The 25564-nt window shown below is 71.9% G+C and carries 26 protein-coding genes, 2 tRNA genes and 1 riboswitch; of the genes, 11 read left to right on the forward strand and 17 right to left on the reverse strand.

Features of this window, described 5'->3' with window-relative positions; all coding sequences use genetic code 11:
• The 14 genes from ACIRA5_RS48160 to ACIRA5_RS48225 all read right to left on the reverse strand — a co-directional run bounded on the left by ACIRA5_RS48160 (position 1) and on the right by ACIRA5_RS48225 (position 13181).
• Positions 1 to 1356 carry an NAD(P)/FAD-dependent oxidoreductase gene (locus ACIRA5_RS48160; RefSeq protein WP_403703402.1) on the reverse strand — a complete coding sequence of 452 codons (1356 nt, stop codon included), beginning with the start codon at positions 1354 to 1356 and terminating at the stop codon, positions 1 to 3.
• Between the two features lie 163 nt (positions 1357 to 1519).
• Positions 1520 to 1593 (reverse strand) — tRNA-Pro (locus ACIRA5_RS48165).
• Positions 1594 to 1727: 134 nt separating this feature from the next.
• Positions 1728 to 3185: a hypothetical protein gene (locus tag ACIRA5_RS48170; RefSeq protein WP_403703556.1), complete on the reverse strand. Its 1458-nt coding sequence runs from the start codon at positions 3183 to 3185 to the stop codon at positions 1728 to 1730.
• Between the two features lie 201 nt (positions 3186 to 3386).
• A complete protein-coding gene (locus ACIRA5_RS48175; RefSeq protein WP_403703405.1) occupies positions 3387 to 4154 on the reverse strand; it encodes an NPP1 family protein in 768 nt (255 codons plus the stop codon).
• A 310-nt stretch (positions 4155 to 4464) separates the two neighbouring features.
• Positions 4465 to 4737 (reverse strand): hypothetical protein, encoded by a 273-nt coding sequence (locus ACIRA5_RS48180; RefSeq protein WP_403703408.1) that lies wholly within the window; start codon positions 4735 to 4737, stop codon positions 4465 to 4467.
• 143 nt (positions 4738 to 4880) lie between these two features.
• Positions 4881 to 5105: a hypothetical protein gene (locus tag ACIRA5_RS48185; protein WP_075030296.1), complete on the reverse strand. Its 225-nt coding sequence runs from the start codon at positions 5103 to 5105 to the stop codon at positions 4881 to 4883.
• 353 nt (positions 5106 to 5458) lie between these two features.
• Entirely contained in the window at positions 5459 to 5791 is a 333-nt protein-coding gene (locus tag ACIRA5_RS48190; protein ID WP_403703412.1) for an SCO0607 family lipoprotein, read from the reverse strand.
• 167 nt (positions 5792 to 5958) lie between these two features.
• Positions 5959 to 6582: a TetR/AcrR family transcriptional regulator gene (locus ACIRA5_RS48195; protein ID WP_403703415.1), complete on the reverse strand. Its 624-nt coding sequence runs from the start codon at positions 6580 to 6582 to the stop codon at positions 5959 to 5961.
• An 83-nt stretch (positions 6583 to 6665) separates the two neighbouring features.
• A complete protein-coding gene (gene thiD / locus ACIRA5_RS48200) occupies positions 6666 to 7472 on the reverse strand; it encodes a bifunctional hydroxymethylpyrimidine kinase/phosphomethylpyrimidine kinase (protein WP_403703417.1) in 807 nt (268 codons plus the stop codon).
• 43 nt (positions 7473 to 7515) lie between these two features.
• Positions 7516 to 8919 carry a purine-cytosine permease family protein gene (locus ACIRA5_RS48205; RefSeq protein WP_403703420.1) on the reverse strand — a complete coding sequence of 468 codons (1404 nt, stop codon included), beginning with the start codon at positions 8917 to 8919 and terminating at the stop codon, positions 7516 to 7518.
• A riboswitch (TPP riboswitch) is annotated at positions 8909 to 9003 on the reverse strand. (Overlaps the previous gene by 11 nt.)
• Before the next feature lie 73 nt (positions 9004 to 9076).
• A complete protein-coding gene (locus tag ACIRA5_RS48210) occupies positions 9077 to 10168 on the reverse strand; it encodes a maleylacetate reductase (protein ID WP_403703559.1) in 1092 nt (363 codons plus the stop codon).
• 5 nt (positions 10169 to 10173) lie between these two features.
• The gene (locus ACIRA5_RS48215; RefSeq protein WP_403703423.1) at positions 10174 to 11073 is read right to left on the reverse strand and encodes a dioxygenase; all 900 of its coding nucleotides are present in this window, start codon (positions 11071 to 11073) and stop codon (positions 10174 to 10176) included.
• Positions 11074 to 11089: 16 nt separating this feature from the next.
• Entirely contained in the window at positions 11090 to 12322 is a 1233-nt protein-coding gene (locus ACIRA5_RS48220; protein ID WP_403703426.1) for an alanine racemase, read from the reverse strand.
• A 511-nt stretch (positions 12323 to 12833) separates the two neighbouring features.
• On the reverse strand, positions 12834 to 13181 hold the full coding sequence (locus ACIRA5_RS48225; RefSeq protein ID WP_352051199.1) for an SH3 domain-containing protein: 348 nt from the start codon (positions 13179 to 13181) through the stop codon (positions 12834 to 12836).
• A gap of 240 nt (positions 13182 to 13421) precedes the next feature.
• On the opposite strand from ACIRA5_RS48225, the gene ACIRA5_RS48230 reads away from it, so the two are divergent.
• Complete coding sequence (locus tag ACIRA5_RS48230; RefSeq protein WP_403703429.1) at positions 13422 to 14114, forward strand: class I SAM-dependent methyltransferase; 693 nt, start codon at positions 13422 to 13424, stop codon at positions 14112 to 14114.
• 79 nt (positions 14115 to 14193) lie between these two features.
• Here ACIRA5_RS48230 and ACIRA5_RS48235 read toward each other — a convergent pair.
• Positions 14194 to 14267: transfer RNA gene (locus tag ACIRA5_RS48235), tRNA-Pro, on the reverse strand.
• A 100-nt stretch (positions 14268 to 14367) separates the two neighbouring features.
• On the opposite strand from ACIRA5_RS48235, the gene ACIRA5_RS48240 reads away from it, so the two are divergent.
• On the forward strand, positions 14368 to 14895 hold the full coding sequence (locus ACIRA5_RS48240) for a DUF309 domain-containing protein (RefSeq protein WP_403703432.1): 528 nt from the start codon (positions 14368 to 14370) through the stop codon (positions 14893 to 14895).
• 89 nt (positions 14896 to 14984) lie between these two features.
• Complete coding sequence (gene cobF, locus ACIRA5_RS48245; protein WP_352051196.1) at positions 14985 to 15755, forward strand: precorrin-6A synthase (deacetylating); 771 nt, start codon at positions 14985 to 14987, stop codon at positions 15753 to 15755.
• 79 nt (positions 15756 to 15834) lie between these two features.
• On the opposite strand, the gene ACIRA5_RS48250 is transcribed toward cobF, so the two are convergent.
• Together ACIRA5_RS48250 and ACIRA5_RS48255 are read right to left on the reverse strand one after the other, a co-directional pair.
• Positions 15835 to 16581 carry a cobalt-precorrin-6A reductase gene (locus tag ACIRA5_RS48250; RefSeq protein WP_403703436.1) on the reverse strand — a complete coding sequence of 249 codons (747 nt, stop codon included), beginning with the start codon at positions 16579 to 16581 and terminating at the stop codon, positions 15835 to 15837.
• A 21-nt stretch (positions 16582 to 16602) separates the two neighbouring features.
• Positions 16603 to 17376, reverse strand: a complete 774-nt coding sequence (locus ACIRA5_RS48255) for a sulfite exporter TauE/SafE family protein (RefSeq protein ID WP_403703438.1) — start codon at positions 17374 to 17376, stop codon at positions 16603 to 16605.
• 174 nt (positions 17377 to 17550) lie between these two features.
• On the opposite strand from ACIRA5_RS48255, the gene ACIRA5_RS48260 reads away from it, so the two are divergent.
• From ACIRA5_RS48260 to ACIRA5_RS48295, 8 genes are all read left to right on the forward strand, one after another.
• Positions 17551 to 18372 carry an SAM-dependent methyltransferase gene (locus ACIRA5_RS48260; RefSeq protein WP_403703441.1) on the forward strand — a complete coding sequence of 274 codons (822 nt, stop codon included), beginning with the start codon at positions 17551 to 17553 and terminating at the stop codon, positions 18370 to 18372.
• Positions 18373 to 18611: 239 nt separating this feature from the next.
• Complete coding sequence (locus ACIRA5_RS48265; protein WP_403703444.1) at positions 18612 to 19343, forward strand: hypothetical protein; 732 nt, start codon at positions 18612 to 18614, stop codon at positions 19341 to 19343.
• Positions 19344 to 19451: 108 nt separating this feature from the next.
• The gene (locus tag ACIRA5_RS48270) at positions 19452 to 20585 is read left to right on the forward strand and encodes an acyl-CoA dehydrogenase (protein ID WP_403703447.1); all 1134 of its coding nucleotides are present in this window, start codon (positions 19452 to 19454) and stop codon (positions 20583 to 20585) included.
• A gap of 208 nt (positions 20586 to 20793) precedes the next feature.
• Entirely contained in the window at positions 20794 to 21948 is a 1155-nt protein-coding gene (locus ACIRA5_RS48275; protein ID WP_403703450.1) for an SDR family oxidoreductase, read from the forward strand.
• 89 nt (positions 21949 to 22037) lie between these two features.
• Positions 22038 to 23306 (forward strand): aspartate aminotransferase family protein, encoded by a 1269-nt coding sequence (locus ACIRA5_RS48280; RefSeq protein WP_403703562.1) that lies wholly within the window; start codon positions 22038 to 22040, stop codon positions 23304 to 23306.
• 50 nt (positions 23307 to 23356) lie between these two features.
• Positions 23357 to 23839 (forward strand): SRPBCC family protein, encoded by a 483-nt coding sequence (locus ACIRA5_RS48285; RefSeq protein ID WP_355589425.1) that lies wholly within the window; start codon positions 23357 to 23359, stop codon positions 23837 to 23839.
• Positions 23832 to 24407 (forward strand): flavin reductase family protein, encoded by a 576-nt coding sequence (locus ACIRA5_RS48290; protein ID WP_403703453.1) that lies wholly within the window; start codon positions 23832 to 23834, stop codon positions 24405 to 24407. The genes ACIRA5_RS48285 and ACIRA5_RS48290 overlap by 8 nt, the downstream gene beginning before the upstream one ends.
• 104 nt (positions 24408 to 24511) lie before the next feature.
• Positions 24512 to 25381, forward strand: coding sequence for an esterase/lipase family protein (locus ACIRA5_RS48295; RefSeq protein ID WP_403703456.1), 870 nt, complete (start codon positions 24512 to 24514; stop codon positions 25379 to 25381).
• Positions 25382 to 25564: the final 183 nt, after the last annotated feature.

Below are 25564 nucleotides of genomic sequence, written 5' to 3' on the forward strand. Positions count from 1 at the left end.
TCACGCAGCCGCGTTGTCACTCGCCCGGCTCTCGCCGGAACGCTCCGGATTCGCGCTCGTGACGAACGCGTCCCGGGGGTGCTGCACAGAGGCGAGGGAGACAAGATCCCGCCCGAACACGGCCGCGGTGAGCCAGACCGTGAGAACCCGGATCTTGCGCTCCCAGGAAGGCACGGCCAGGACGTGATAGCCCCGGTGCATCAGCCAGGCGGGAAATCCCTTGATGACAAGGCTCTTGTACTGGAAGACGCCCTGCCCCAGCCCCAGTGTCGCCACCACTCCGAGACTGCTGTGGCGGTAGTTTCGGATCCTTCGCCCGCGCAGGTCGGCCACGATGTTCTTGGCAAGGAGCCTGCCCTGCCGCACGGCATGCTGGGCGTTCGGTACCGTGCGAGCCTCCGGCACGGACGAAGCCAGATCCGGAACGGCCGCGTCGTCACCGGCCGCCCACACATCCGCCACCGGCTCGCTGTCGGTGCCGACTCGAAGGTCGGGCCGGACCACGAGCAGGCCCCTCTCGTCGACCGGGAGATCGGTGTGGTTGTGCACGGTGGGATTCGAGGCGTTGCCGGCAGCCCAGACGATCAGCGCCGAGTCGAACTCCTCTCCGTTGGAGAGCACGACGTGCCCGTCTGCGGCGGAGAGGAGCTGTGTGTTCAGGTGGACGTGCGCGCTACGGCGTTCCAGGGAGCGCACCACCCAAGCACCGGGCTTGTCGCCAACCTCGGGGAGGATGCGGCCGCGAGCCTCGACCAAGTGGAAGGACAGGTCGTCCATGCTCAGCTCCGGATATGACGTGAGCATCGCGGTCGCCAGGGACAGCAGTTCACCGAAGCCTTCGACGCCGGAGAACCCGCCGCCCACGAAGGTGACGGTGAGCAGCCTCCGCCGCTCGGCGCCGGGCGGCAGTGACGCTGCTTGATCGAATGCCGTCATGAGGCGATCACGGATGGCCACCGCCTCCTCCACGTGCTTCAGGCCGATCGCCTGCTGTGCAAGCCCGGGGATGGGGAAGGTGCGGGTCACGGCGCCGGCGGTGACCACGAGGGTGTCGTAACTCAGTTCGTAGTCGGCTCCGTTCACAGGTCGGACGACGACCCTCCGGTCCGCGTCACGGATCTCGATCGCGCTCCCCGCGATCAGCCGGGTGTGGCGCAGATGCCGACGCAAGGACACCGCGGCATGACGCGCCTCGACCGATCCGGCCGTCACCTCCGGCAGAAAGGGCTGATAGGTCATGTAGGGACGGGGATCGACAACCGTCACCCGCGCCTCGCCCGCACGCAGCCTCTTCTCGAGGCCCCATGCCGCGTAGAAGCCCGCGTAGCCGCCACCGATGATCACAATCTCACGCATGATTCCCTCTGCCTGTTGGTCGACATCACATAGACAGGGCGGGGCAGGCTCGTGTGACAGACGGCGGTGGCGAAAAACCGGCGTGGATCCACATCGGGGCGCAACACAGTTCCACGCGAAAAGGGCCCCCGCAGGCTCTCGCCTGCGAAGACCCTTCGCACCGTCGGGACGACAGGATTTGAACCTGCGACCCCTTGACCCCCAGTCAAGTGCGCTACCAAGCTGCGCCACGTCCCGGTGCGATCACCCGCGGTGTTTCGCGTGATCGTGCAGGTAAACACTACCCCACGTGAGGGGGCGGGCCCGCACACGTGGAGGCACGGCGGGTGCGGGGGCTGGTCACGGCGCGGCGCGAGCCGTGTTCGCCGGACCTACATCTTGCCGTCGGCGAGATTCCACTCCCGGTGCAGTGTGCCCAGGGGGATGGCGTGCTGGATGACGGGGGTACCGAAGACGGCCAGCTGGATCTGGAGGGTGCCGCTCAGATCGAGGCCGCCGTAGAGGGCCCAGGAACCACTCGCCGCGACGTCGGACTTGGCTCCGGAGCCGACCGGGGTGGTCGCGGTGACCGTGCCCGCGGCCTCACCGCGCAGGTACGGGGCCAGGTCGGCGGTGACGCCCACGGCGCCGTACAGGCCGACGGTGGCCTGTGCGCCGAGGGCCGCCTTCACGCTTCCGGCGGTCGTGACGGACGTACGGACCGGAGAGCTGTCCATGTGGGACTCGTTGACCGGTGTCCAGCCGGCCGCCGTGCCGAAGGTGCCGCCCGCCTTGAAGTCGCCCTTGAGGTCCTGTTCGACGTCGACGGTGACCCGGCCGTCACCGCTGATCTCGAAATAGCAGGTCAGGTCGAGGTTCACGACGACGGGGACGGGGCCGACCTGGAGGACCGGGTCGGCGTGCAGCTTCGCGAACGGCAGCCGGACCGGCTTGGCGGTGGCGCCGGCGCGCCCCTTGAGCGCCCACTGCGAGGTCCAGTCGCCGGAGACGCCGAGGTAGGCCGCCCCCGGTCCGGAAACGTTGGAACCGTTGGAGGCGGTGGAGGCGCCGCCTCCGTAGGAGAAGTCCACCTCGGGCTTGACCTGGACGAAGCCGGACACGGACGCGTCCGCCGAGGCCGGTGCGCCCTCGGCCGTGGCGACCTTTGTCGCGACATCGACCCGCAGGCTGCCGAGCGGGACCTTCGTCCCCTCGGGACCGGAGTGGATGTCTCCCGTCTTCGCCCAGGAAACCTTCACGTCGGGCAGCAGCCGCTCGACGTCGAAGGAGGCCGGGTCGACCGGGACGGTGCCCTTCGCGTCGTCGTCGCCCAGCAGCGTGTCCAGGGTCGTCGGCGCGGTCTGGACCTCGGTGCCGTCGGCCGTCTCACCGATCACCTTGGTGACCTTGGCGAGGAGTCCGTGCGGGGCGCCGGGCGCGGGGGCACTGGCGATGACGTCGCCGACGGCGGTGCGGCCCGGCGTCGCGGTGCCCGCGGGGGTCGGGGTCCCGGTCGGGGACGACGATGAAGTCCCCTTGGCAACCGTGGATATGACGGCTCGTCGGGTGTGGCTGTCGTACGACTTCACCTTGAGCGAGGTCTTGCGAGCCTTCCCGCCGGCCGTACCGGGGCGCGCGACGGCGGTCGAGGTGGCCGCCGCCGCGGGGGCAGCGGCGACAGCGAGCGGTTGGTCGCTGTTCGCGGTCCCGGTCGCGGTCGCGGATGTGCCGGCGTCCGGGGTCCGTGCGGCGGCGGAGCTCTGGCCGGGGTCCGCGGAGCAGCCGACGGCGAGGAAGAGGGCGGAGGCGGCGAGCGCGGGCACGAGGGCGCGCGAGGGCCGCTTGCGGATGCGCAAGATCAGTCCTGAGGGGGGTGGGGGTGAGGGTGGCATGTGATTACCAGCGAGTAACTAGATGTGAGCATGCCATGAAGACGCGAAGCTCTGCTTCACGTTTCCACCCCCTCCAGGGTGATGTACGCCACGATCACGCGTCGAGAGGCGTCAACAACCCCATCAACTCACTTGAGCACTGGGTTATTTGACGGTGCATCATGCATGGGGGTCGAACGGGATGCCGGCCGGCTTCGCCTTCTCCAGGTGGTAGTTGAAGTTGCCGTCCTTGAGGCCGAAGACGGCACTGCCGAAGTTGTAGGCACTCAGCTTGTCGCGCAGACCGGCGGGGTAGCCGTTCCAGCCGACCAGGTCGGGGAACTGCCAGGCGTGGTAGTGGTTCTCCGGCGGTTCGTCGTTCGAGTTCGCGGGGCGGAAGCAGTGGGTGCTCAGACCGTCCTTGTGATAGACGACCTTGGGGTGACTCCCGTCCCAACGGATCTGGTCACGACCGTAGATGTGGAAGTTGCCGTGGGCGGAGGTGGAGACGTATTTGGCTTCGTCGTTCTGCACCCACACCACGACATGTTCCCAGTCGTTGCGGTGCCCGCCGAGGCCGCTGCCGAGCACGGCCTGGTCCTTCTCGAAGTAGAGGCCGTACATGATGGCGCACCAGCCGTTGTTGCACTTCTCGCGCGAGTAGCCGTTGGTGTTGTCGAGGTCCGAAGCGTCGTGGCACTGGCCGTTGAGGGCACCAGACGGGTTGAGGCCGGGGTTGATCGTCCCGTCGGGGCCGATGGCGGGGGTGGGGTAGCAGCCGTCCGTGTCGTAGTCGAAGGCCGGCTGGAACGTCTGCTCCAGGCCGTCCGCGTTGGCGGGCAGGGCCTGGGGCGGGGCGGCGAGGGCGCTGCCGGGGAAGGCCACGACCAGGGCGACCGCACTGCCGAGGATGAGTGAGACCTTGCGGATGCGCGAGCTTCGCTTCACTGCGTCCTCCTGATCGACCGCGATGTGGGGGTGTGCCGGACACACCCGGTCGAGTTGGCATGCCCAGATCACCATTCCCCCTCCCGTCGACAACGCAAGCGTCAGGGGGTGTCTGAGTGATGAATGATGAAGGGCCAACCAACGGATACGCAGGCGGAGTTGGGCGCCGCCCCCCGGCCGCCAAGACATGGGGCGCGCGAGGAATCGGCGTGGCGAGTGCACCCCTCCGACCGGCCGGCCAGCACCACATCGGCCCCACCCGGCACGTCCTCCTCGATGGCGTCGCGAGGAGACGGCTACGCCCCGGACGTCACTTCGGCGGAGCCGACGAGGGCAGGCGTGTGAGCCACCGGGTGGCGAGTGGGTGGGCGAGCGTCGCGGCCGGGATTGCCGCCAGGACGGTGACACGGTGCACGCAGTCGGGACGCAACCGGCCGACGGGTTCGAAGACCAGGGCCCACACGACCACGAAGGCGGCGGTGGCCGCGAAGAAGCCCCCGGCCGACTCCTTGGTCCACCGCCGCCGACCCGACATGACAGTGGTGGACCCCGTCTCCGGGGGTGGCGCGAACGGGTCGGTCACGCTCCCGTCGTACCGTCACCGATCGGCACGACAGGACCCGCGATCAACGGCACCGCCGAGCGCCGCCGGACGGACGTACGACGGCTGCACGAGCGGACGTCCGCGCGGCGCGGCCACAGGGGACGGCCACAGGGGCGCTGCCCTCATCCGCGGGTCTCGGGCCCCCAGTACTCCGGGCCCACACCGCGCCAGTCGATGAGGGGGGACACCGCCGCGGTCACGGGGTCCACGTCGAGACCCGCGCGTCGCAGGAATTCGGACAGGTCCTCCAGGTTGTAGGCCAACCCGAGGTTCTCGCCGTGCACTCGGACTCGGCGGCCACCGGTGTCACTCGGCGGAGCCACGATGACAGGCAACGGTTCGGACATGGATCCAGCCTCGCCTCTCCGGTCCCGGCCTGCATCCCGGCCCTGGAAGTGTGGGTACGTCATACCCGAATTCAAGCACGTGTTCGATTTCCAGCGCACGGCCACGCGTCACTCGTGTGACGTTCAGGGACAGATGGCCGTACTCGGCGCCGGTTGGCGGCCGCGGCTGCCCTCCCCGCACGGAACAATCAGGACCATCCCCTCGTTCGCGATGCCATCCCGGACCTGGCTGCTGCGACGACTTCTGCCAGAGCATCCGGACAGCGGATCATCCGCAGGGACAGCCGTTCGGCTTGGGCCATCGGTGTGTACCGCGCTCGCGCCCTCGACAGGCATCGCTGTGCAGCCGGTGGTCACACTCCGGCGTCGGGAGCCTTGATGATCTTGCCGTTCTCGTCGATGGTGTGGGTGCTCCAGTAGGTGTCCCACGTGTCGCCGACGTGCTCGGGGACTTTCCCTTCGGGGTAGCGGACGTACCCCTTCGGCGGCTCGTCGCCGTTGGACACGCAGGCGCTGCCGGTGCCGCCCACCGTCATGACCGGGTACTCGCCACCGCCGCAGCTCGCGTCCTCGGCGGAGCATCCGGTCAGCAGCGCGAGGGTCACGCAGGCCAGCGCGAGGCCCAGGGCGGACCGCGCCGGGCCCCTGCTGATCACGGACGACGGTCGGTGAACTCGGCTTGTCATACGCACGATGGCTCCCTCTGGACGGCTTGTGCGACCAGCTTGCGCGAGGCAAGGAAATCGATCGTGAGTACGCGTACTCGGATGCGGTGGGCCGTCGTACCCGGTTCCGCGTAGGCACGGGGGCGGCCGCCCCCACCCAGCCGAACCGGCCTCAGCCCGAGCCGCCCTCAGCCCGGATCGGCGATTCGGTTGAGCCACTCCTGCACGAGGCCGCGTTCCGGCGCCGTCAGGGCGTCGGTCTGCGGGAGTACGGCCCGGAGGGTGACGGCGGCCGCGACGGGCCCGGGTGCGGGCGCGACAGGGGCGTCCATGGCGATCGCCGCGATGACCGCCTCGCGGGCGGTGCGGGCCGGCTCCGGATCCCGGCGGTCCCCAGGGGTGGCGATGAGCGTGAGCGTCGTACCGCAGCCGGCCGCGTGGACGAGGTCCGCGGCGCGGTCCTCGGGGACGCGCGGCCGGCCCGCCTCGGCGATGCGCCGCATGTGCTCGGCGAGGACCTCGAAGGCGGCCAGCGCCACGGGCGAGGGCGTACCGGGGCGGTACCGGCCGTACATCAGGGTGTACAGCGCCGGGTTGGCCAGGCCGAGGCCTACGTGCGGATCCCCGCCGGCGCGAAGGTCCTCGACCGGGTCGTCGGTGGGCTTCCGGGCGGCCCTGCTGGTCAGGTACGCGGTGAAGCCGTCGGCGACGACCGCGTCGAGCAGGCCCTCTTTGTCGCCGAAGAGGCGGTAGACGGTCGGCGGATGCACGCCCGCCGCGGCGCTCACCGCCCGGGTCGAGACAACGATCACGCCGACCGACTGACGTCCGGGTTCCCCTTCGGTCGCCGCGCGGGACGGCGGCGTCGTCCGCCGTGCGGACGGATCCGCGGCGTTCAGGCGCGCGTGCGCCAGCCGTGGTCGACCGGTCCGAGGCCCGCGCCCAGGGCGAATCCCGCGGCGATCGCGCCGGTGACGTACTCCTTCGCCAGCCGCACCGCCTCCGGCACCGCCCGCCCCTGCGCCAGCCCCACCGCGATGGCCGAGGCCAGGGTGCAACCGGTGCCGTGCGTATGACGGTTGTCGTGGCGTGGGGCCCGGAACCAGTGTTGTTCGGTGCCGTCGGTCAGCAGGTCGACGGCCTCGCCGGGCAGGTGGCCGCCCTTCACCAGGACCCAGCGGGGCCCGTACGACAGCAGCTGTTCCGCGGCCCGGCACATGTCGCGCTCGCCGGTGGCCTTGATCCCGGTCAGCTCGGCGGTCTCGTCGAGATTCGGGGTGGCCACCGTCGCGAGCGGCAGCAGGGCGGTCCGTACGGCGTCCAGCGCGTCGTCCGCCAGCAGCCGGTCGCCGTGCTTGGAGACGCTCACGGGGTCCACCACCACGGGTGCGCCGACGTCCGAGAGCAGTTCGGCGACGGTCTCGACGAGCAGGGGCGAGGCGAGCATGCCGGTCTTCACGGCCTGCACACCGATGTCGTACACGACGCTGCGGTACTGCGCGCGCACCGCCTCGGCGGGAAGCTCCCAGGCTCCCTGGACGCCGAGGGAGTTCTGCGCGGTGACGGCGGTGAGCACGCTCATCCCGTGCGCGCCCAGCGCGAGCATGGTCTTCAGGTCGGCCTGGATACCGGCGCCGCCCCCGGAGTCCGATCCGGCGATGGTCAGGACACGGGGCGGGGCGGTCGGCGTGTTCGCGGGCATGGTGGGTGTCACTCCGTACGAAGGGGGTGAGAGGGGGTCGGGGTCAGCGGCGCAGGCGCAGCGGGGCGTAGACCAGCAGGGCCGCGACGAACGCCACCCCGTAGGCGGTGTCGGCGCCGTGCAGGGCATGCGCGACCGGGCCGACGTACAGGCTGGTGCTCATGAAGGGCACCGCGGCGGCGAAGGCGGCGGCGAACGCCACGAGCGCGGGCCACCACGGGCGCGGGCGGGCGCTCTCGACGGCCAGGTCGACGGGGGCGCCGCCGCGGGCCCTGGCCCGGGCGAGCCAGTCGACGACGACGATCGCGACGAACCCGGGAATCCAGTAGCCGACGAACAGCAGGACGTTCTGGAAGCGGGCCGTGGTGTCGGCGGCGTGCATCCACAGCACGAGCGGGAAGCCGAGGACGGCGGCCAGCGCGGCGGCGGCCGGACGCGGTAGCCGTACACCCATGGTCTGCAGGGCGAGCGAGCCGCTGTAGTCGTTCATGGCGTTGCTGCTCAGCGCGGCGAGCGCCACGGCGAGCAGGCCGAACGCGCCGAGGGCGCCGCCGCCGAGCAGGGTGTCGACGCCGCGGGCGGTCTGGTCGGTGAAGACGGCCGCGCCCCACAGTCCGAGCGCCTGGACGGCCACGAAGGACACGGCGATGCCGGCCAGGGTGTACCAGAACATGCGCGGGCGGGACGCCGTACGCGGCAGATAGCGGCTGAAGTCGCTCGCGTACGGGGCCCACGACAGCGCGAGGCTGAGCGCGATCGTGCAGGTCAGGACGAAGGCCCCGGCCCGGTCGGCGCCGTGGGCGGTGGCGGCGGGGGTGGTGTGGGCGCCGCTCAGGAGCTTGACGGTCAGGGCCACGAACGCGGCGGCGAGGGCGAAGGTCATCACGGTCTGGAGCCGGTGGATCACCTCGTAGCCGAGGACGCCGAGCGCCCCCTGCGCCGCCATCATGACGAGCACGCCCAGCCAGAACGGCCAGCCGCACAGCTGGGCCAGCGCGTCCCCTCCGAAGAGGCCGATCAGCGCGTCCCAGGCGATGGACGAGAGCCACTGCAGGGCGCCGGGGACGACCACCGCCCGGCCGAACGCGAGGCGGGCGAGGGGCAGCTGTCCGGCGCCGGTCTGGCTCCCCCAGGTGCCGAGGTACGCGGTCGGTACCGCCCCCAGAAGGGTGCCCAGCACGACGGCGGCGAGCGCGGTGGAGAAGTCCAGGCCGAGCGCGATGCCGACGGTGCCGGTGAACACGCCGGTCATGGTCAGGTTGGGGGCGAACCACACGGTGAACAGGCGGCCGGGGCCGCCGTAGCGGTGGTCCTCCGGGACCGGGGCGATTCCGCGCGCCTCGACGTGCAGATCCCCCGGGGCGGTGGGCATCCGCCCGTCGAACACGCCCTGCGGGCCTCCGACGGCCACCTCACCGCGAGCGTTACGGGCATACGGCAACGACATGAGACATCCCTCCGCCAGTCCTAACTGGTTCAGGTTCGACGGGTGTGATCTCAGCCCTCGTGCGGGGCACCCCGTGTCCGGTTCGGCGGTCAGGATAGCCCGGCGGGCGCGGTCTGCCCCAGGGGGAGGTGCCCGCGCGGGCCGTACGCCCCCGCGGCTACGCGTCGACGCGCGGCTCCTTGCCCTGGTACGCCGCGGTCAGCAGCGCCAGTACACCGTCCACGGTGACCTCGCGCGGGTTCGGGTACGGCTGTCCGGCGGCCTGCTCGGCGGCCACCGCCAGGTCGGTCTCCTTGAGGCCGAGTTCGGCGAGGCTCCGGGGGGCGCCGAGGCTTCCGGCCAGGGCCCACAGGGCGTGGGGGACGTCGTCGGCGCCGCCCAGGGCGCGCGAGAGCGCCGCGACAGCCCGGGGTGCGGCGGGCGCGTTGTAGGCGAGGGCGTACGGGAGGACGACCGTGTGCGTCTCGGCGTGCGGCAGGCCGAAGGTCCCACCGAGGACGTGGCACAGCTTGTGGTGCAGGCCCATGGTGGTGGCGCCGAGACAGGCGCCGCAGAGCCAGGCGCCGTACAGGGCCCGGCCGCGCGCGTCGAGGTCACCGGGGGCGGCGGCCACCAGCGGCAGGGCCTGCGTCATCGCCCGTACGCCCTCCTCGGCCATGAGCGAGACGAGGGGCGAGGCGTCGGGCGCGTAGAGGGCCTCGACGGCGTGGGCGAGCGCGTTGACGCCGCTGGTGACGGTGAGGGGGACGGGGAGCGAGAGGGTGAGTTCGGGGTCGTAGACGACGCTGCGGGGCTGGACGGCGAAGTCGCGTCCGGTGCGCTTGGCGCCGTGCTCGGTGAGTCCCCAGACCGGGGTCATCTCGGAGCCGGAGTAGGTGGAGGGCACGGCGATCAGGGGCAGACCGGTGCGCAGCGCGATCGCCTTGCCCAGGCCGATCGCCGAGCCGCCGCCGACCGCGACACACCCGTCGGCGCCGGCCGCGCGCGCCGCCTCGACGGCCCGGTCGGCGACCTCGACGGGTACGTGCATCCGGGCCTCGGCGTGCAGCCCCGCGCAGGCCTCGCCCAGGGCGTCCGCGACCGCGCGTGCCGTGTCCTCGCCCCTGCTGCCGCAGACCACCAGCACCCTGCGCAGCCCGAGCCTGGCGGCCTCGTCGGGGGTCGCGGAGACGGCGGCGCCGGGCCGGAAGACGATCCGCGCGGGCCGGGTCTCGTAGGAGAAGTCGAGCGGGGTGTTCCTGTCGGCCATGGTGCTCATTCCGGTTCCAGTACGAGGTCGAAGCGGGCGTGGCGGAAGGGGTTCGGGACGCCGAACTCCCGTGCCAGGGACGGGTCGTCGGTCTCTGTGAAGTCCTGGACCAGGCTCTTCTTGACGGCGAACACCGCGTCGGAGTCCAGGTAGTCGCTGCCCGCGACGAAGATGTGCGTGGTGACCGGGGTGTGGCCCTCGGCCGAGGCGATGAAGTGGATGTGGGCCGGGCGGTAGGGGTGCCGGGCCGTGGCGCGCAGCAGTTCGCCGACCGGGCCGTCGGTGGGGATCGGGTACGGGCTCGGTACGCAGGTGCGGAACCAGAAGCGGCCTTCGGCGTCGGCGGTGAACAGTCCCCGCCCGTTGCCGGCCGGCTGCTGTACGTCGTAGTAGCCCTCGGAGTCGGCCTGCCACACGTCGAGCACCGCGCCCGGCAGCGGGGTGCCGCCCTTGCCCAGTACCCGGCCGCTGACCACGCACGGCTCGCCCCTGCCCACCAGGTCGATGTTCGCGCCGAGTGCGCGGATCGGCGATCTGGTCAGGTGGAACGGGCCGAGGACCGTCGACTCGGTGGCACCCGGGCCGCGGTGGCCGCCCAGCGTCTCCAGGAGCATGGACACGCCGAGCACGTCCGACAGCAGGATGAACTCCTGGCGGGTGTCGGTGCACTGTTGCCCGGTCGCGGTGAGGAATCCGATCGCGCGTTCCCATTCCGCCATCGTCGGCTCCGTCTCGCGCACGAAGTCGTGCAGATGACGGGTGAGCGCGCCGAGCAGTTCACCCAGCCGCGGATCGGCCGTGCCCCGCAGGCTGTCGACGACGGCGTCGGTGATGCCGTGCGTGAAGTCGGTCGTGGCCTCCGCTGTGGCATCGGCCGTCGTCGGACGGTTCGGTTCGTCTGTCATGCCGCTCCTCGTGGCGCTATCGGGACTGGTCGCCGGCGGTGCCCGGGTCCACGAAGTGGAAGCCGGGCTCGGGAAACCTGGCGAACGCCCGGTGGGGCACGGACGAGGTGTAGGCACCCGCGAGGGAGAACACCACACGGTCGCCGGCCCGCAGCCCCGGCGCCCGGACGTCGCGGACCAGGACGTCCCTGGAGGTGCTCAACTGGCCGGTGAGCGTGACCCGTTCACGGCGTACCACGGGCCGCGGCCAGGAGTAGGGCCACGCGTCCACTTCGAGTACGGACCAGGGCTGGTCGGGCCACGGCTGGTCGGGCCTCCTGGACGCCGACGTGCGCAGGTTCACCCCGCCACCGCGGACGACGGCGAAGTCCTCGCTCGCGCCGTGCTCGACGTCCAGCACCTCGCTCGCGTACCAGCCGCAGTACGCGGTCAGCGCGCGACCGGGCTCGATACTCAGCGTCAGTTCCGGGTGCGCGGCGACGAGTCGGGCGAGTCCCTCGCCGTACGACTGCCAGTCGAAACGGCGTTCGGGGTGTTCGTAGTCCACCGCCATGCCGCCCCCGACGTTCACCTCGGTGAGGCGCAGGCCGTGCCGCGCGGCGAGTTCCGCCGTCCAGGCGACGACGCTCTCGGCCACCGCGAGGTGTTCGGGGGCGTGCAGGCCGGTGGCCAAGTGGGCGTAGACGCCGCGCAGTTCGAGGTTCGGGTAGCTGCCGTCGGTGAGCAGGCCGACGATCGTGTCCGCCTGTGCCGGGGCGAGGCCGGAGGTCCTGCGGCCACGGCCGCCGTCGGCGAGCAGATGGTCGGCCACCGGGAGGTCGAAGCGCGGCAGGACCGCCACCCGGCCGTCCGGAGCGTGCCGCTGGGCCAGCCCGGCCAGCATGTACAGCTCGTACTCGCTCTCCACGAGGAAGCGGGTCACGCCCCGCTCCAGCGCGTCCAGGAGCTCCGTCGGGGTCTTGTCCTGGCCGCCGAAGGCCAGTGGATGGTCCGGCGCCGCCCGGGAGACGTGGTCCAGTTCGCCGGCGATGGAGACCTTGTAGCCGTCGACGTACGGGGCGAGTGCGGTCAGGATCTCCGGCTCCCGGTTGGCCTGGGTCGCGTAGTACAGCTCGACGCACTCGGGCAGCGCGGCCCGCACCGACGCGGCGTGTGCGCGCAGTGCCGCCAAGTCGTACACATAAGCGGGAAGTTCGGTGGGCGGCAGGGTCAGGATGCGGTCGCGCACCGCGAGTGAGGGTGTGTTCATGGGGCACTCCGGGTCGTGTGGCGCAGGATACCGTCGGCACGCGACGAAGGCGGCGGACGGGGCCCGGAGTGACGGCCCGGCGGACGGAGACGGTCGGGAACATGACACGTGCCACGGCAGCCGCCGAAATCGACGGAGCCGGATCGACGCGCTCCCCGTGCCGGGCCGGATCCACACGCTCTCCCTGCGGGGCCGGATCCACACGCTCTCCGTGCGGGGCCGGTCGGTTCCGGCGGGGCACCACGGGCGTACCGACCGAGCGTCCGGTTCGGCGCGGTGGCCGGGAGCCGGGAGACCGGCGGCGCCGTGCTCCCGCACGCCGACGCCTGCGCTCGCAGGGCCCGCGCCCTGTGGCATCCCACCATCATGCTGATCCGCGACTCCATACCCGAGGCCCCACACGATCTCTACCCGGCGGGAGATCCTTCGGCACCTCGAGCGGTCGGCGGTCTACCGGAACACGACGCGGTGCCCGACCCCGGGTCGGGGTCGGGCACCGCGTGTGGGTCGGTCAGCAGGTGGCGGAGGCCGGGAGGCCGCCGTACTGGTCGCCCTTGAGATAGACGGCGCTCACATAGCCCTCGGCCAGTCGCACCCAGACGTCGTTCACGTAGCCGTTGTCGCGGATGGTCTCGCCATGGGTCCAGCAGGAGGCGCCACGCGGCTGCCCGGCGGTGACGTGCCCGGTGATGCCGGTGGTGGTCGAGGGCCCGGAGCGGACGTTGACGTTCACATACGGCGTGACGGCGTACGGCAGCCCCGCCGCCGCGGCCTGCGCCCCGGCCGCGCCGGTCAGCAGCAGTCCGGTGGCCAGCGCGCCGACGCCCGCCGTGGCGAACGCCTTGGTCCTCATCCTCATGGTCATACGGTCCTTCCCCGTGGTGGAGTCCGGGCGTGTTCCCGGGCCGGACCGTGCGGCCCACCCGGTCACGCCCTGGCCCACCCTGCCGGGTCGACGCCCGGCGGCGGAACTTCTTTCGACGACGCTCGAAACGTCCGGCCATGACGGGCCGGCACGCGCCGGTGGCCCGGAGTCCGAAGCCGTCGCGTCCCTCCGCGCGGCCGCACGGCGCGTCCGAACCTGGCGTACAATGGGGCGGTGATCGACGGTACTTCGCCGACAACAGCCCCACCGCCAACCGAGTTGGTCAAGGACGACGAACTGACCGGCCATGCCGTGGTGGCCAACAGCACCATGAACCGCGCACGCGTCCTGGCAGGCGTCAACAGCTACGCCCGCGAACTCGGCTTCTCCCCCGCCGAGTTCCTCAACGACCACGGACCCGCCCCGTCCTGGCTGGACCTGTGCAGCGGAGAGGGACTCGCCCTCCGCGAGGCGGCGCGGCGACTTCCCCAGGCCGTCATCACGGGCGTGGACCTGGTCGGCCCGCTGCTGCGGACGGCACTGCCCGACGGCCTCGAACTCGTCACCGCGGACCTCGGCCGGTGGTCACCGGACCGCCGCTACGACCTCATCACCTGTGTCCACGGACTGCACTACATCGGCGACCGGCTCGCCCTGCTGGAGCGGGCCGCCTCCTGGCTCACCGGCACCGGTCTGCTGGTCGCCCATCTCGATCCCTCGACGCTGCGGCGCCCGGACGGCAGCGACGCGTCCCGCCCGGTCCTGGCGGCACTGCGGGCCGCCGGCTTCCAGTACTCGGCCCGCCATCACCGTCTCAGCCTGCGGGGCGGCCGCCCCGTCACGCTGCCCTTCGCCTACCTCGGCGCCGACCCGCACGCCGACCCGAACTACACGGGCCAGCCGGCCGTCGCCTCGTACTACCGCTGAGCCCCGGGCCGACTCCCGGAAACGAGGAAGAGGCCGTATCGATATGTCCGATACAGCCTCTGACCCGCGACTTCAAAAGTCGGGACGACAGGATTTGAACCTGCGACCCCTTGACCCCCAGTCAAGTGCGCTACCAAGCTGCGCCACGTCCCGGTGCGTTCACCCGCGGTGTTCCGCGTGATCGTGCGAACAGAACTTTACCCCACGTCGGGGGCTGCTCCGAAGGGGGCGCGGGGCGCGCGACAATCGGGGCATGAACGCAACATCCGGAGATCGGCGGGGCGACGGGCGGGATCGGGACACGACGGGGCGGGCGCGGAACGCCCGGCCGCGGGACGGACTGGGACGGCCGCTGCCGTACGGCGCCGACGGCGTGGAGCGGCAGCCGGAGGGCGTCGTCCGCAGCCCCGAGGAGACGGTCACCGAGGCGCAGGCGCTGTTGGACGCGGGGAAGCCGTTCCACGCGCACGAGGTCTTCGAGGACGCCTGGAAGTCGGGCCCCGAGGGTGAGCGCACGCTCTGGCGCGGGCTGGCGCAGCTCGCGGTGGGGCTCACCCACGCGGCCCGTGGGAACACGACGGGCGGCGCCCGGCTGCTGCGGCGCGGGGCCGGGGCGGTCGAGGAGTGGGCGGCGGGGGCGGCAGTCCGGGCCCGTCCGCATGAGCTGGACCTCACCGAACTCGCCTCCTGGGCACGCGAGCTGGCGACGGTCGTGGAGCGCGAGGGCACCGCGATCAGCGCGGTGGCCTGGGCACCCCGGCTGCGGGGGCGCCGGGAGTGACGGGGTCGGCGGCGCCGATCGGCGTGCGGTGCGCGGCGTCACCCGGGTGCGGTGCGTCCGCTGTCAGTGGCGTGCGGCAGACTCGGGGTGTGCGAAAGATTCATGTCATCGGCATCGGCGCGGGCGACCCCGACCAGCTCACCTTGCAGGCGGTCAAGGCGCTGAGGAGCACGGACGTGTTCTTCATCCTGGACAAGGGCGAGGTGAAGTCGGACCTCGTCCAGCTGCGCCGTGACATCCTCGACGCGCACATACCGGAGGGGTCCTACCGCCTGGTCGAGGCGCGCGACCCGGACCGCGACCGGGCCGCCGGGGGCGCCGCCTACTCCCCCGCCGTCGGGGACTGGCGCAGTGCCCGCGCCGACATCTACCAGCGGCTGATCACGCAGGAGCTGGGCGAGGACGAGAGCGGCGCGTTCCTGGTCTGGGGGGATCCCGCGCTGTACGACAGCACGCTCGGGATCCTGGAGGAGATCCTGGAGCGGGGCGCGGTGGCGTTCACGTACGAGGTCGTGCCCGGCATCAGCAGCGTCTCCGCGCTGGTCGCCCGCCATCGGACCGGACTGAACCGGGTGGCACGTCCCGTCCAGATCACCACCGGGCGGCGGCTCGCGGAGGGCTTCCCCGAGGGTGTCGACGACGTGGTCGTGATGCTCGACGCCCATCAGACCTTCCGGCAGTACGCCGACGAGGACATCGACATCTACTGGGGCGCCTACATCGGTACGCCCGACGAGATCCTGGCCTCCGGTCCGATCGCCGAGACGGCCCCGCGCATCGAGCGCCTGCGGGCCGAGGCACGGGATCGCAAGGGCTGGATCATGGACACGTATCTGCTGCGCAGACATCCGCGCGGCTAGCGGCACCGGTCAGGCGGGTCGCCCCACCGACCGGACCCGGGAAGTGGAGTCCGGCGAGGCGAGCTGACCGGTCCCTCCGTCATCGAGGGCCGAGATCCAGCAGGGCCAGGGCCGACGGCACGTCCGGCGCGGTGGTCACGTCCGCCGGGAGCGGGGGGCGGCGTACGACGACCACGGGGAGGGCGAGGTCGCGTGCGGCGGTCAGTTTGGCGGCTGTCGCCTCTCCTCCACTGTCCTTGGTCACCAGCACGTCGACCCGGTGTGCGCGCAGCAGGGCCAGCTCGTCGTCCGGTGTGAAGGGGCCCCGGGTGAGCAGCACTTCCATGTCCTGGGGCATCGGCGGCTCGGGGGGCTCCACCGTACGGACGAGGAAGTGGAGCTCGGAGAGGTGGGCGAAGGCCGCAAGGCCCAGGCGGCCCGTGGTGAGGAAGACACGGCGGCCCAGAGACGGGAGGAGCGCGGCGGCTTCGGGGAGGGAGCCGACCCAGTGCCAGCGGTCGTCGGGGCCGGGCGTCCAGCCGGGGCGGCGCAGCACCACGGCCGGGATTCCCGTGGCCGCGGCGGCGCGCGCCGCGTTCGCCGTGATGGCGGCGGCGAAGGGGTGGGTGGCGTCGACCACGGCGTCCACCCGGTGCTCGCTCAGCCACCGCGCCAGCCCGTCCGCCCCGCCGAAGCCCCCGACGCGGACGTCCCCGTCGAGTGCCCCCGGCCGGGAGACGCGTCCCGCCAGGGAGGTCGTCACGCGGACACCGGGTCGCGCCGCCAGTTCGGCGGCGAGTCGGCGTGCCTCGGTGGTGCCGCCGAGGACCAGGACGTGGGGGGACATGGCGTCGAGCCTACGAGGTGGTCAGCGCAGCAGGAGCTGCACCCCGCCCACCACCGTCGCCGCGATGACCAGCCGCTCGAAGAGGATCTGGTTGATGCGGTGCACGGCCCATTTCCCGAGGAACGCCCCCGGTACGACGAAGATCGCGAGTGCCGCGTCCAGGAGCAGCGAACGCCAGTCGATGAGCCCCAGGCCCACGCTGAAGGGCACCTTGGAGACGTTCACGATCAGGAAGAAGAAGGCCGAGGTGCCCAGGAAGCCGAGTTTGCGGAAGCCGGCCGACAGGAGGTACATCGACATCACCGGGCCGCCCGCGTTGGCGACCATCGTGGTGAAGCCGCCGAGGACGCCGTACGAACGGGCCTTGACCCGGCCGGCCCGGGTCGAGACCGAGTCGGGTTCCTCGTTCTGGGCGGCGGCCCGGCGGCGCCACATCGTCACGGCCGCCATCAGCAGCAGGATCGCGCCGATGGAGGTCCGTACCATCCCGTCGTCGGCCCACACCAGGAACAGCGTGCCGAACACGACGCCCGCGGCGACCGCCGGGAACAGCCGCCACAGCGTGGGCCAGTGAGCGTGCCGCCGGTAGGTGAGCACGGCGAGCACGTCCCCGACGATGAGGAGGGGCAGGAGCACGCCGGTCGAGGCGCGGGCGGGCAGCACGGCGGCGAAAATCGCCAGGCTGACCGTGTTGGCGCCGCTCACGGCGGTCTTCGAGAAGCCGACGAGCAGGGCCGCGGCGGCGAGCGCGGCGAACTCCCAGATGGATATGTGCCAGAGCGTCATCGTGTTCATGCGGGAACCGATGCTAGGCGCACGCATGTCCCGGCGTAAGGACCGTCTCGCCAGGTGACCCCTGCGGCGGCGGGTGGACCCGTGGGTCGGGGCCTCGGAGAACGCCTCCGCCCGGTCCAACTCCCGTGGCAAACTGCTCGAACATCAACACGAGCGTGAGCAGAGGAGCGCCGCATGACCGCGACCGGGCCTTCCGCCCAGCGGATCGACACCAGCAGGCCGCACCCGGCACGGATGTACGACTGGTTCCTCGGCGGCAAGGACAACTACCCGGTCGACGAGGAGCTCGGGCGGCGGATCATGTCCACGGACCCGAGCGCCCCCCGCTCGGCCCGCAGCAACCGCTGGTTCATGCAGCGCGCCACCCGCTGGCTGGTCCGGGACACCGGCATCCGTCAGTTCCTCGACATCGGCACCGGCATCCCCACGGAGCCGAACCTCCACCAGATCGCCCAGGCCGTCGTCCCGGACGCGCGGGTCGTCTACGTGGACAACGACCCGATCGTCCTCGCCCACGCCGAGGCCCTGCTGTGCGGCACCCCCGAGGGTGTGACGGAGTACATCCAGGCCGACGCGCGGGAACCGGGGAAGATACTCGAACAGGCCGCCCAGGTCCTCGACTTCGACCGGCCCGTCGCGCTGTCGCTGATCGCGCTGATGCACTTCATCGCCGAGGAGGACGGCGCGTACGACCTGGTGGACACCCTGGTCGACGCGCTGGCGCCGGGCAGCTGTCTGGTCCTGTCCGCGCTGACCGGTGACTACGACCCCGTGACGGTCGCGACCGGGATCGCGGCGTACGCGGCGGGCGGCGTGACCCTCGTGGCCCGCTCGCACACCGAGGTCGGCCGCTTCTTCCGGGGACTCGACCTCGTCGACCCCGGGGTGGTGTCGGTGTCGAAGTGGCATCCCGAGCTCGCGCTGGACGAGGACGAGATGGGCGAGGCGCCCGTCCCGCTGTACGGCGCGGTGGGTTTCAAGTCCCCCCGTTCCTGAGGCACTCGGCCCTCGCGCCCAGGTCCCGGCCTGCCGCACGGGCGCGCCCACCCGCCCAACGCCCCGCGCGTGCTCCTTCGCGACCGCACCGGGAAGACCACATCAGCCCTGCGCCCTGGTGAACGGGCAGTTCGAGGAGGAGCACGCATCCCGGTAGACCGCCGATGACCTTGAGCTTGTACCGTGCGGGCGGTGGCGACCGGGGAAGCGGGAGGCGGGCTGTGGGAGCGGATCACCGTGTGGGGGATGTCCTGTTGGTCTCGTGCCCGTACACCGACGCACGGGTCAGCCGTCTCACCCGACGGGAAGTGGTCGTCGAGTGGCCGTGGTGGGAGGTGGACCCGGAGTGCGACTGGATCGAGTGGAACGGCCAGGTGGCCCTGGCCGGCGATCCGGCCTCGTACGACTGGGACTTGGAGCTGTTCCGCACCGAGCCGCCGCCCCGGCACCTCGAGGTCGGCGCGGTGTGCAAGGTCGGCATCCCTCCCACGGTGGTCCATGTGATGAGCGTCGAACGGATGGATCCACCGCTGGAGACAGGACGTCTTCCTCGCCTGGGGACGCAGGTGATGGTGCTGCGCGCGGGGCAGTCGCACGATCCCGACCTGGAGTGGCAGGGCTACGGGATCGCCCCCGACGACGGGATCCCGATCGCCCTCGACCTGCTGCTGCGCCCGTACGCCTGCCTCGTGGCGGGTGACGAGGTCGCGGACGCCGCGGGGCGCGCCTGGCGGTTCGACGCGCCGTGGGACTGGCATCCGTTCGACGGCCAGGAGCCCTCCGAACCCGCCTGGCCGCTCAGTCTTCTGACCCGCGAGGGCCACCCCGACGACGCGGCGGCGACCGTCGTGGCGCGGGCGACGCGCAGCGGTTCGCACGAGCAGGAGCTCGCCCGCTGGGTGGAACTGACCCAGGCCAGACCCACCCGTCTCGTCGTCGTACGGGACTCGGCCCGACAGCCGAACCGCTGACCGTCGAGCGTTCCAACATCCTTTTTGCCCCGAGGGGTTCCGCCGGTTCGCGCGTAAACAGAAACGACGCTGCCGGCGACACCTGAGGATCAAGGAGCAGGGGACGACATGAGATTCCTGGAGCGTGAGCGCGCGGCCCTCGCCAAACTGCTGCCCGGCCTCGACGAGAGTCTGAGGGCCCTACCGCTGATGACGCTGGAGGGGCCGAAGAGCCCCGGCATCGGGTTGTTCCGGGAGGCGGGCGGGCCGGGCCTGCTGGCCCCGACCGCCTTCCAGGGCCGGGGTGCCACCGCGTTGGAGACCCTGCGGGTGCAGCGCGCGCTGGGCAGTCGTTCGCCCTCGCTCGCGGTGGCGACGACGATGCACCACTTCTCGATGGCCACGCTGGTCGGGCTGAGCGACTCCGGCGAGGGGCTGGAGTGGATGCTCGTGCAGGGCGTCGCGTCCGAGAACCGGCTGATGGCGTCCGGCTTCGCCGAGGGACGCAGCGGCACCGGCATCCTGTCGCCCTCCATGTCCGCCACGGTGACGCCCGAAGGGGTGCGGATCACCGGCGTGAAACGGCCGTGCAGCCTCGCCCGTTCCATGGATCTGCTCACCGCCAGCGTGATGGTGCCGTGCGAGGAGGGTGAGGGGGAGGAACTGGCCGTGGCGCTGGTTCCCGCAGAGAGCGAGGGGCTGAGCGTCAGCGGCTTCTGGTCGAGCACCTTCCTGGCGGGCGCGGAGAGCGACCAGGTGACGTTGGACAACGTACTGGTCCCGAAGGAACTCCTGGTGCGCACGGCCTCGCCCGCCGGGGCCCGCCTCGACGAGGTGCAGACCGCCGGCCTGGTCTGGTTCGAGCTGCTGATGACCGGCAGCTACCTCGGCGCCGCGAGCGCCCTCGTCGAGCGCGTGCTGCTCAACGACCGGGTGCCCGACGCCGAACGGGTCCGGTTGCTGGTGGAGATCGAGGGCGCGACGGCGGCGGTCGAGGGCCTCGCCCGCCGGGTGGACGAGGGCGCGCCCGACGAGTCCGCGCTCGCCGACTCGCTCTACGCGCGCTACACCGTGCAGGACGCCCTTGCCCGGATCGTGCCCCGGTCCGTCGAACTGCTCGGCGGGCTCAACTTCATGACCTCGGACGAGGTCGGATACCTCGCCGCCTGCGCCAACGGCCTCGCCCTGCATCCGCCGTCGCGCTCACGGATGACCGGCCCGCTGTCCGCGTACCTCGCCGACGAGCCGCTGACCATCGCCTGACCCCGGCCCCGCCAAGAGCGCCCCGAAGGGGGCGCGAGGAACGGCGCGACCAGCCACGAACACCCCCGCAGTCGCCGTCGAACAACAAGAACCGAGCTCATCGGCGCCCGGCGCGCGCAATACCCCAGCACCCGAACACCCACCCGCCCGGACACCCGCCCGCCCGTCCGGCAGGACCTACGCTCACTCGACCGAGGGGATCACCGCCATGCCTCTGTCCCGGCCCCGGCCCAGCGCTCCGACCAGCCCGCAACCGTCCGCGAAACGCCCCACGATTCTGCTCACCGGCGGCGCCGGGGTACTCGGCAGAGCCCTGATCGAGGAGTTGTCGCCGGATTTCGGAATCGTCTGCCTTCGCCATCGCACGCCGGTGAACGACCACCGGGTCCGTGAGGTCCGCGCCGATCTGCTGGAACCCGGACTCGGTCTGTCCCGGGCGGACTTCACCCAGCTCGTCGCCGAAGTGGACCTGGTGGTGCACTCCGCCGCCGCCACCAACTGGAAGGCGGAGCCGGACCAGATCCGGCGGGCCAACCTCAACGGCACGATCGCGATGCTCGGCCTCGCGGCCCGTGCCGAGGCTCCGTTCTTCCACATGAGCACCGCCTTCGTCGCCAACCCGCTGGCGCCGGAGGAGCAGGAGCGCTTCCCGGGTGCCGCCGCGTACCTCGCCTCCAAGACGGCGGCCGAACAGGTCGTGCGCGACGCCCCGGTGCCGGGCGTGATCATGCGCCCGTCGGTGGTGATGGGTGACTCCGTCACCGGCCGGATCGCCGGGATGCAGGGGCTGACGCGGGCACTGGGCGCCATCGTGAAGGGGCAGGTGCCGGTGCTGCCGGGAGCGCCGGACGCACGGATCGACATGGTGCCCCAGGACATCGTCGCGCGCGCGGTGGGTGACCTGGTGAGGGCCGGTGTCACGGGCGGCGAGTACTGGCTGACGGCCGGCACCGAGGCGCTGCTCCAGCGTGAAGTGGTGGACACCTGCCTGGAGTTCGCCGACCAGTGGGGACCGCGACCGCATCCGCCCCGGCTCATCCCGCTGGAGTCGGTGCACCGGCTGCTGCTGCCGCTGATCGAGGGCCCCACGTTCCCCGAGTCGCTGCGCCGCCGCTTCCAGACGTACGCGGAACTGCTGCTGGTCTTCCAACGGGCCCTCCCCTTCGAATCGTCCCTCGGGTCGGCGCACTGCGGCACGGCCCTTTCGAAGGACGACCTCCGGCGGGCGCTCGTCCGCAACCTGGCCGCCTGGTCCACCGGGCGCGGCGGTATGCGCACCCACCTGCATACGGGGCCCGCGCAGGACACGGCGGCGAGGTCCCAGCCCGCGCAGGCCAACCACGCCCAGGAACTGGCCTCATGACCGCGGCCCCTGCCCCCGCCCCCGTCGAGACGCCGGACACCGGAACCGTCAGACCAGCCACCGGAACCGTGACATCGGCCACCGGATCCATGACACCGGCCGCCGACCCCGCCACGGACCGTGCGCACATCGCCCGGCTCTACCGCGAGCACCTCTCCTCCGGCCGCTCCGTCCTCGGCACGGTGCTCGGCGGCATGCTGGAGACGGCGTCCGACGGCGCGTGGGTGTTCACCGAGGACGGCCGCCGCTACCTCGACTTCGGCGGTTACGGGGTCTTCATCCTCGGCCACCGGCATCCCCACGTGACCGCGGCCGTGCACCGCCAGGTGGACACCCATCCGCTGGCCGGGCGGGTCTTCCTGGAGCCCGTCGCGGCCCTCGCCGCCGAGGCACTGGCCGCACGGACCCCACCGGGCCTCGACCACGTCCACTTCGTGAACTCCGGCGCGGAGGCCACCGAGGCCGGTCTGAAACTGGCCCGGGCACACGGCCACACCGCCCTCGTCTCCACCGTCGGCGGCTACCACGGCAAGACCCTGGGCGCGCTGACCGCCACCGCCAACCCGAAGTACCAGCAGCCCTTCCAGCCGCTGCTGCCGGACAGCACGGCGGTCCCGTACGGGGACACCGCCGCGCTGGAAGCCACGCTCGCCGGGCTCGGCCGCCGGGCTTGCGTGATCGTCGAGCCGGTGCAGGGCGAGGGCGGCGTGCGCATTCCACCGCCGGGCCATCTGGCGGAGGTGAGCCGGCTGTGCCGGACGTACGGGGCCTTCCTGATCGTCGACGAGATCCAGACGGGACTGGGCCGGCTGGGTTCGTGGTGGGGCATGGACGCCGAGCACGGCCCGCCCCCACAGCCCGACGTACTGCTCGTCGGCAAGGGACTCAGCGGCGGTGTCGTGCCCGTCGCGGCGATGGTCGCGACCGCGGCGGCCTACGGGCCGTTCTCCCGCGACCCCTATCTGCACACCTCCACCTTCGCGGCCTCCCCGATCGCCTGCGCCGCCGCGCTCGCCGCGGTCGAGGCCCTGGACCGGGAGGGCGTCGTCCCGCGTGCCAAGGCACTGGGCGAGCGGCTGCTCGCGGGCGTCCGGTCCGCCTGTGCCCCGTACACCGGCGGCCTGGTGCGCGAGGTCCGCGGGCGGGGGCTGCTGATCGGCCTGGAGTTCACCGAGGAGCAGGCCGTGGGTGAACTGATCCTCGAGCTGGTCGGGCGGGGCGTCCTCGTGAACCACTCCCTCAACGCCACCCGGGTGCTGCGGCTGACACCGCCCGCGATCGTCGGCGAGGAGGAGGTACGGCTGTTCCTCACCGCCCTGACCGAGGCGCTGCGCGTCGTCGCGACCCACATCGGCTGACCCGTCCGCTACCGCCGACCCGTCCCTACCGTGGAAAGGCAACCTCTCCCATGCGTCACGTGACCGTACGGCTGACCGCCCACGACGTCGACCCCGAGACCGCCTACCAGCGGATCCGTGATTTCCGCCGGTATCCCGAAGTCACCGAGACCGTCCGCGAGGTCGTGGTCCATCCACCCCATGACGACGGCACGGTGGTGTCGGACTGGACCGTGCGCTTCAGGAACGGTCTGATGCGCTGGTCGGAACGGGACGCGTTCTTCCCGAAGACGCGGACCATCGGTTTCACCCAGCTCACGGGCGACTTCGAGCTGTTCGAGGGCACCTGGCGGTGCGCGTCCGGCGAGGACGGTACGGCGGTGACCTTCGACGCCGTCTTCGACCTGGGGATCCCCACACTGGCGGAGCTCCTCGACCCGGTCGCCGACTCGACGCTGCGCAGCAATATCGAGCGCATTCTGCGCGGGCTGCTCGGCAGGGTCACGCCCGCCCCGGCCCATCTCGCCGACAGCGTCGCCCCCGCGCATGGCTGACCTCGCCCTCGTGCCCCGCCGGCCCCGTCCCGACGGCCCGTCCGCCGCGGGCTGGGACACCCTGCGGGAGGAGCCAGGCCCCGACACGGTTCGCTGTCTCGGCCTGTACGCCAAGCTGACGGCCGGCGTCACGGTCGTCACGGCGCTGGACGGGGCGGGCCTGCCGACCGGGATGACGGTCTCCGCGCTCACGTCCCTGTCGGCGCGCCCGCCGCTGGTCCTCGCGTGTCTGCGCGGCACCTCCCGCACCCTGACCGCCCTGAAGCAACAAGGTGCCTTCGCCGTAAGCCTCTTGACGGATCATCAGCGATCGGTCGCGGAACTCTTCGCCGACGCCTCCGTGCCGCCCGCCAGGCGGTTCGAGGGCGGCCCGGTGCGCCGGGTGCTCGGCCTGCCGGTGCTCGCCGACGCGCTCGCGTGGTCGGTGTGCCTGGTCGAGGACGTACGACCGTACGGGGATCACCACGCCGTCGTCGGCCGGGTGATGGCGGTGGAGGTGAACGGCGGACGGCCGCTGCTCTGGCACGACCGGGCGTTCCACGCGCTGCCCGCGGCGACCACCGACTGAGCCCACCAGACGTCAGGACGGAGGCCCGGCCGGGGTTCGCCCCGGCCGGGCCTCCCTCGTATCCACGACCACTCCGTACACACAACCGAGGCCAAGGAGGCCCCATGTCCCTGCCCCGTATTCCCGGCGTGAACTCCGAGAGCGCCGCGACCGAACTGCTCAGGACGCCCGAGCGGCTGGCCGGCAACACCCGGTCCACCGCACACCGGCTGATCGCCGGACTCGACGGCGACCCCGAGACGGACGACTGGGGCCTGCCCCCGGCACCGGAGCGTCCGCACCCGGTCGTCCTCGTGCACGGCACACTCGGCGACCGCGAGTCCGTCTGGCGGAAGCTGGCGCCGGCCCTCAGAACAGCCGGGCACCGCATCTTCCGCCTCAACTACGGGGAACTGCCCACGCTCCCCCGTCTGTACGGTCTCGGCGACATGCGGAAGTCCTCCCAGGAGCTCGCGGACTTCGTGGACCGGGTGCTGGTGGACACCAAGGCGTCGAAGGTGGACCTCGTGGGCCACTCGCAGGGCGGGATGCTCCCGCACTACTACCTCAAGTACCTCGGCGGGACGGGGAAGGTGCGCCGTGTCGTCGGGATCGCGCCCAGCAACCACGGGGTCGAGGTGGCGGGCCTGACGAAGCTGGTCCGCCAGGTCCCGGGCGTACAGGCGGTCGTGGAGGACAAGGTGCTCTTCCGGATCAGCCCGGCCTTCACCCAGCTGCTGCACGACTCGGAGTTCGTGGGTGAGCTGGTGGCGCCGGGCGACACGGTGGACGGGGTCGACTACACCGTCATCTGGTCGACCCGGGACGAGCTGGTCCAGCCTCCCGAGGCCCAGCAGCTGAAGCCCGCCCGGCCGGAGCACCCGGTCACCAACACCTGCCTCCAACTCCTCGCCCCGCAGAACCGGACGACCCACCTCGCCATGCCGTACGACCCGATCGTGGTGCGGGAGACGCTCAAGGCGCTGGCCGACTGAGTCCCGTACGGCGAGGAAGCTCCCGTAGGACGACGGAGAGGACGAAAGGAGGGGGTGGTGGGGGGCCCGGGGGCCCCCCCCCCCCCCCCCCACGCGGGGGCGGGGCAGAACGCCCGGCAGCGGCCCCTCACACCCGGCCCCCACCAGAACCGGGCGCGTACGGCGAAGCCCCCGACCCCCCCC

Origin of the sequence: Streptomyces sp. NPDC096311, from assembly GCF_044763085.1 — a bacterium.
GTDB lineage: Bacteria > Actinomycetota > Actinomycetes > Streptomycetales > Streptomycetaceae > Streptomyces.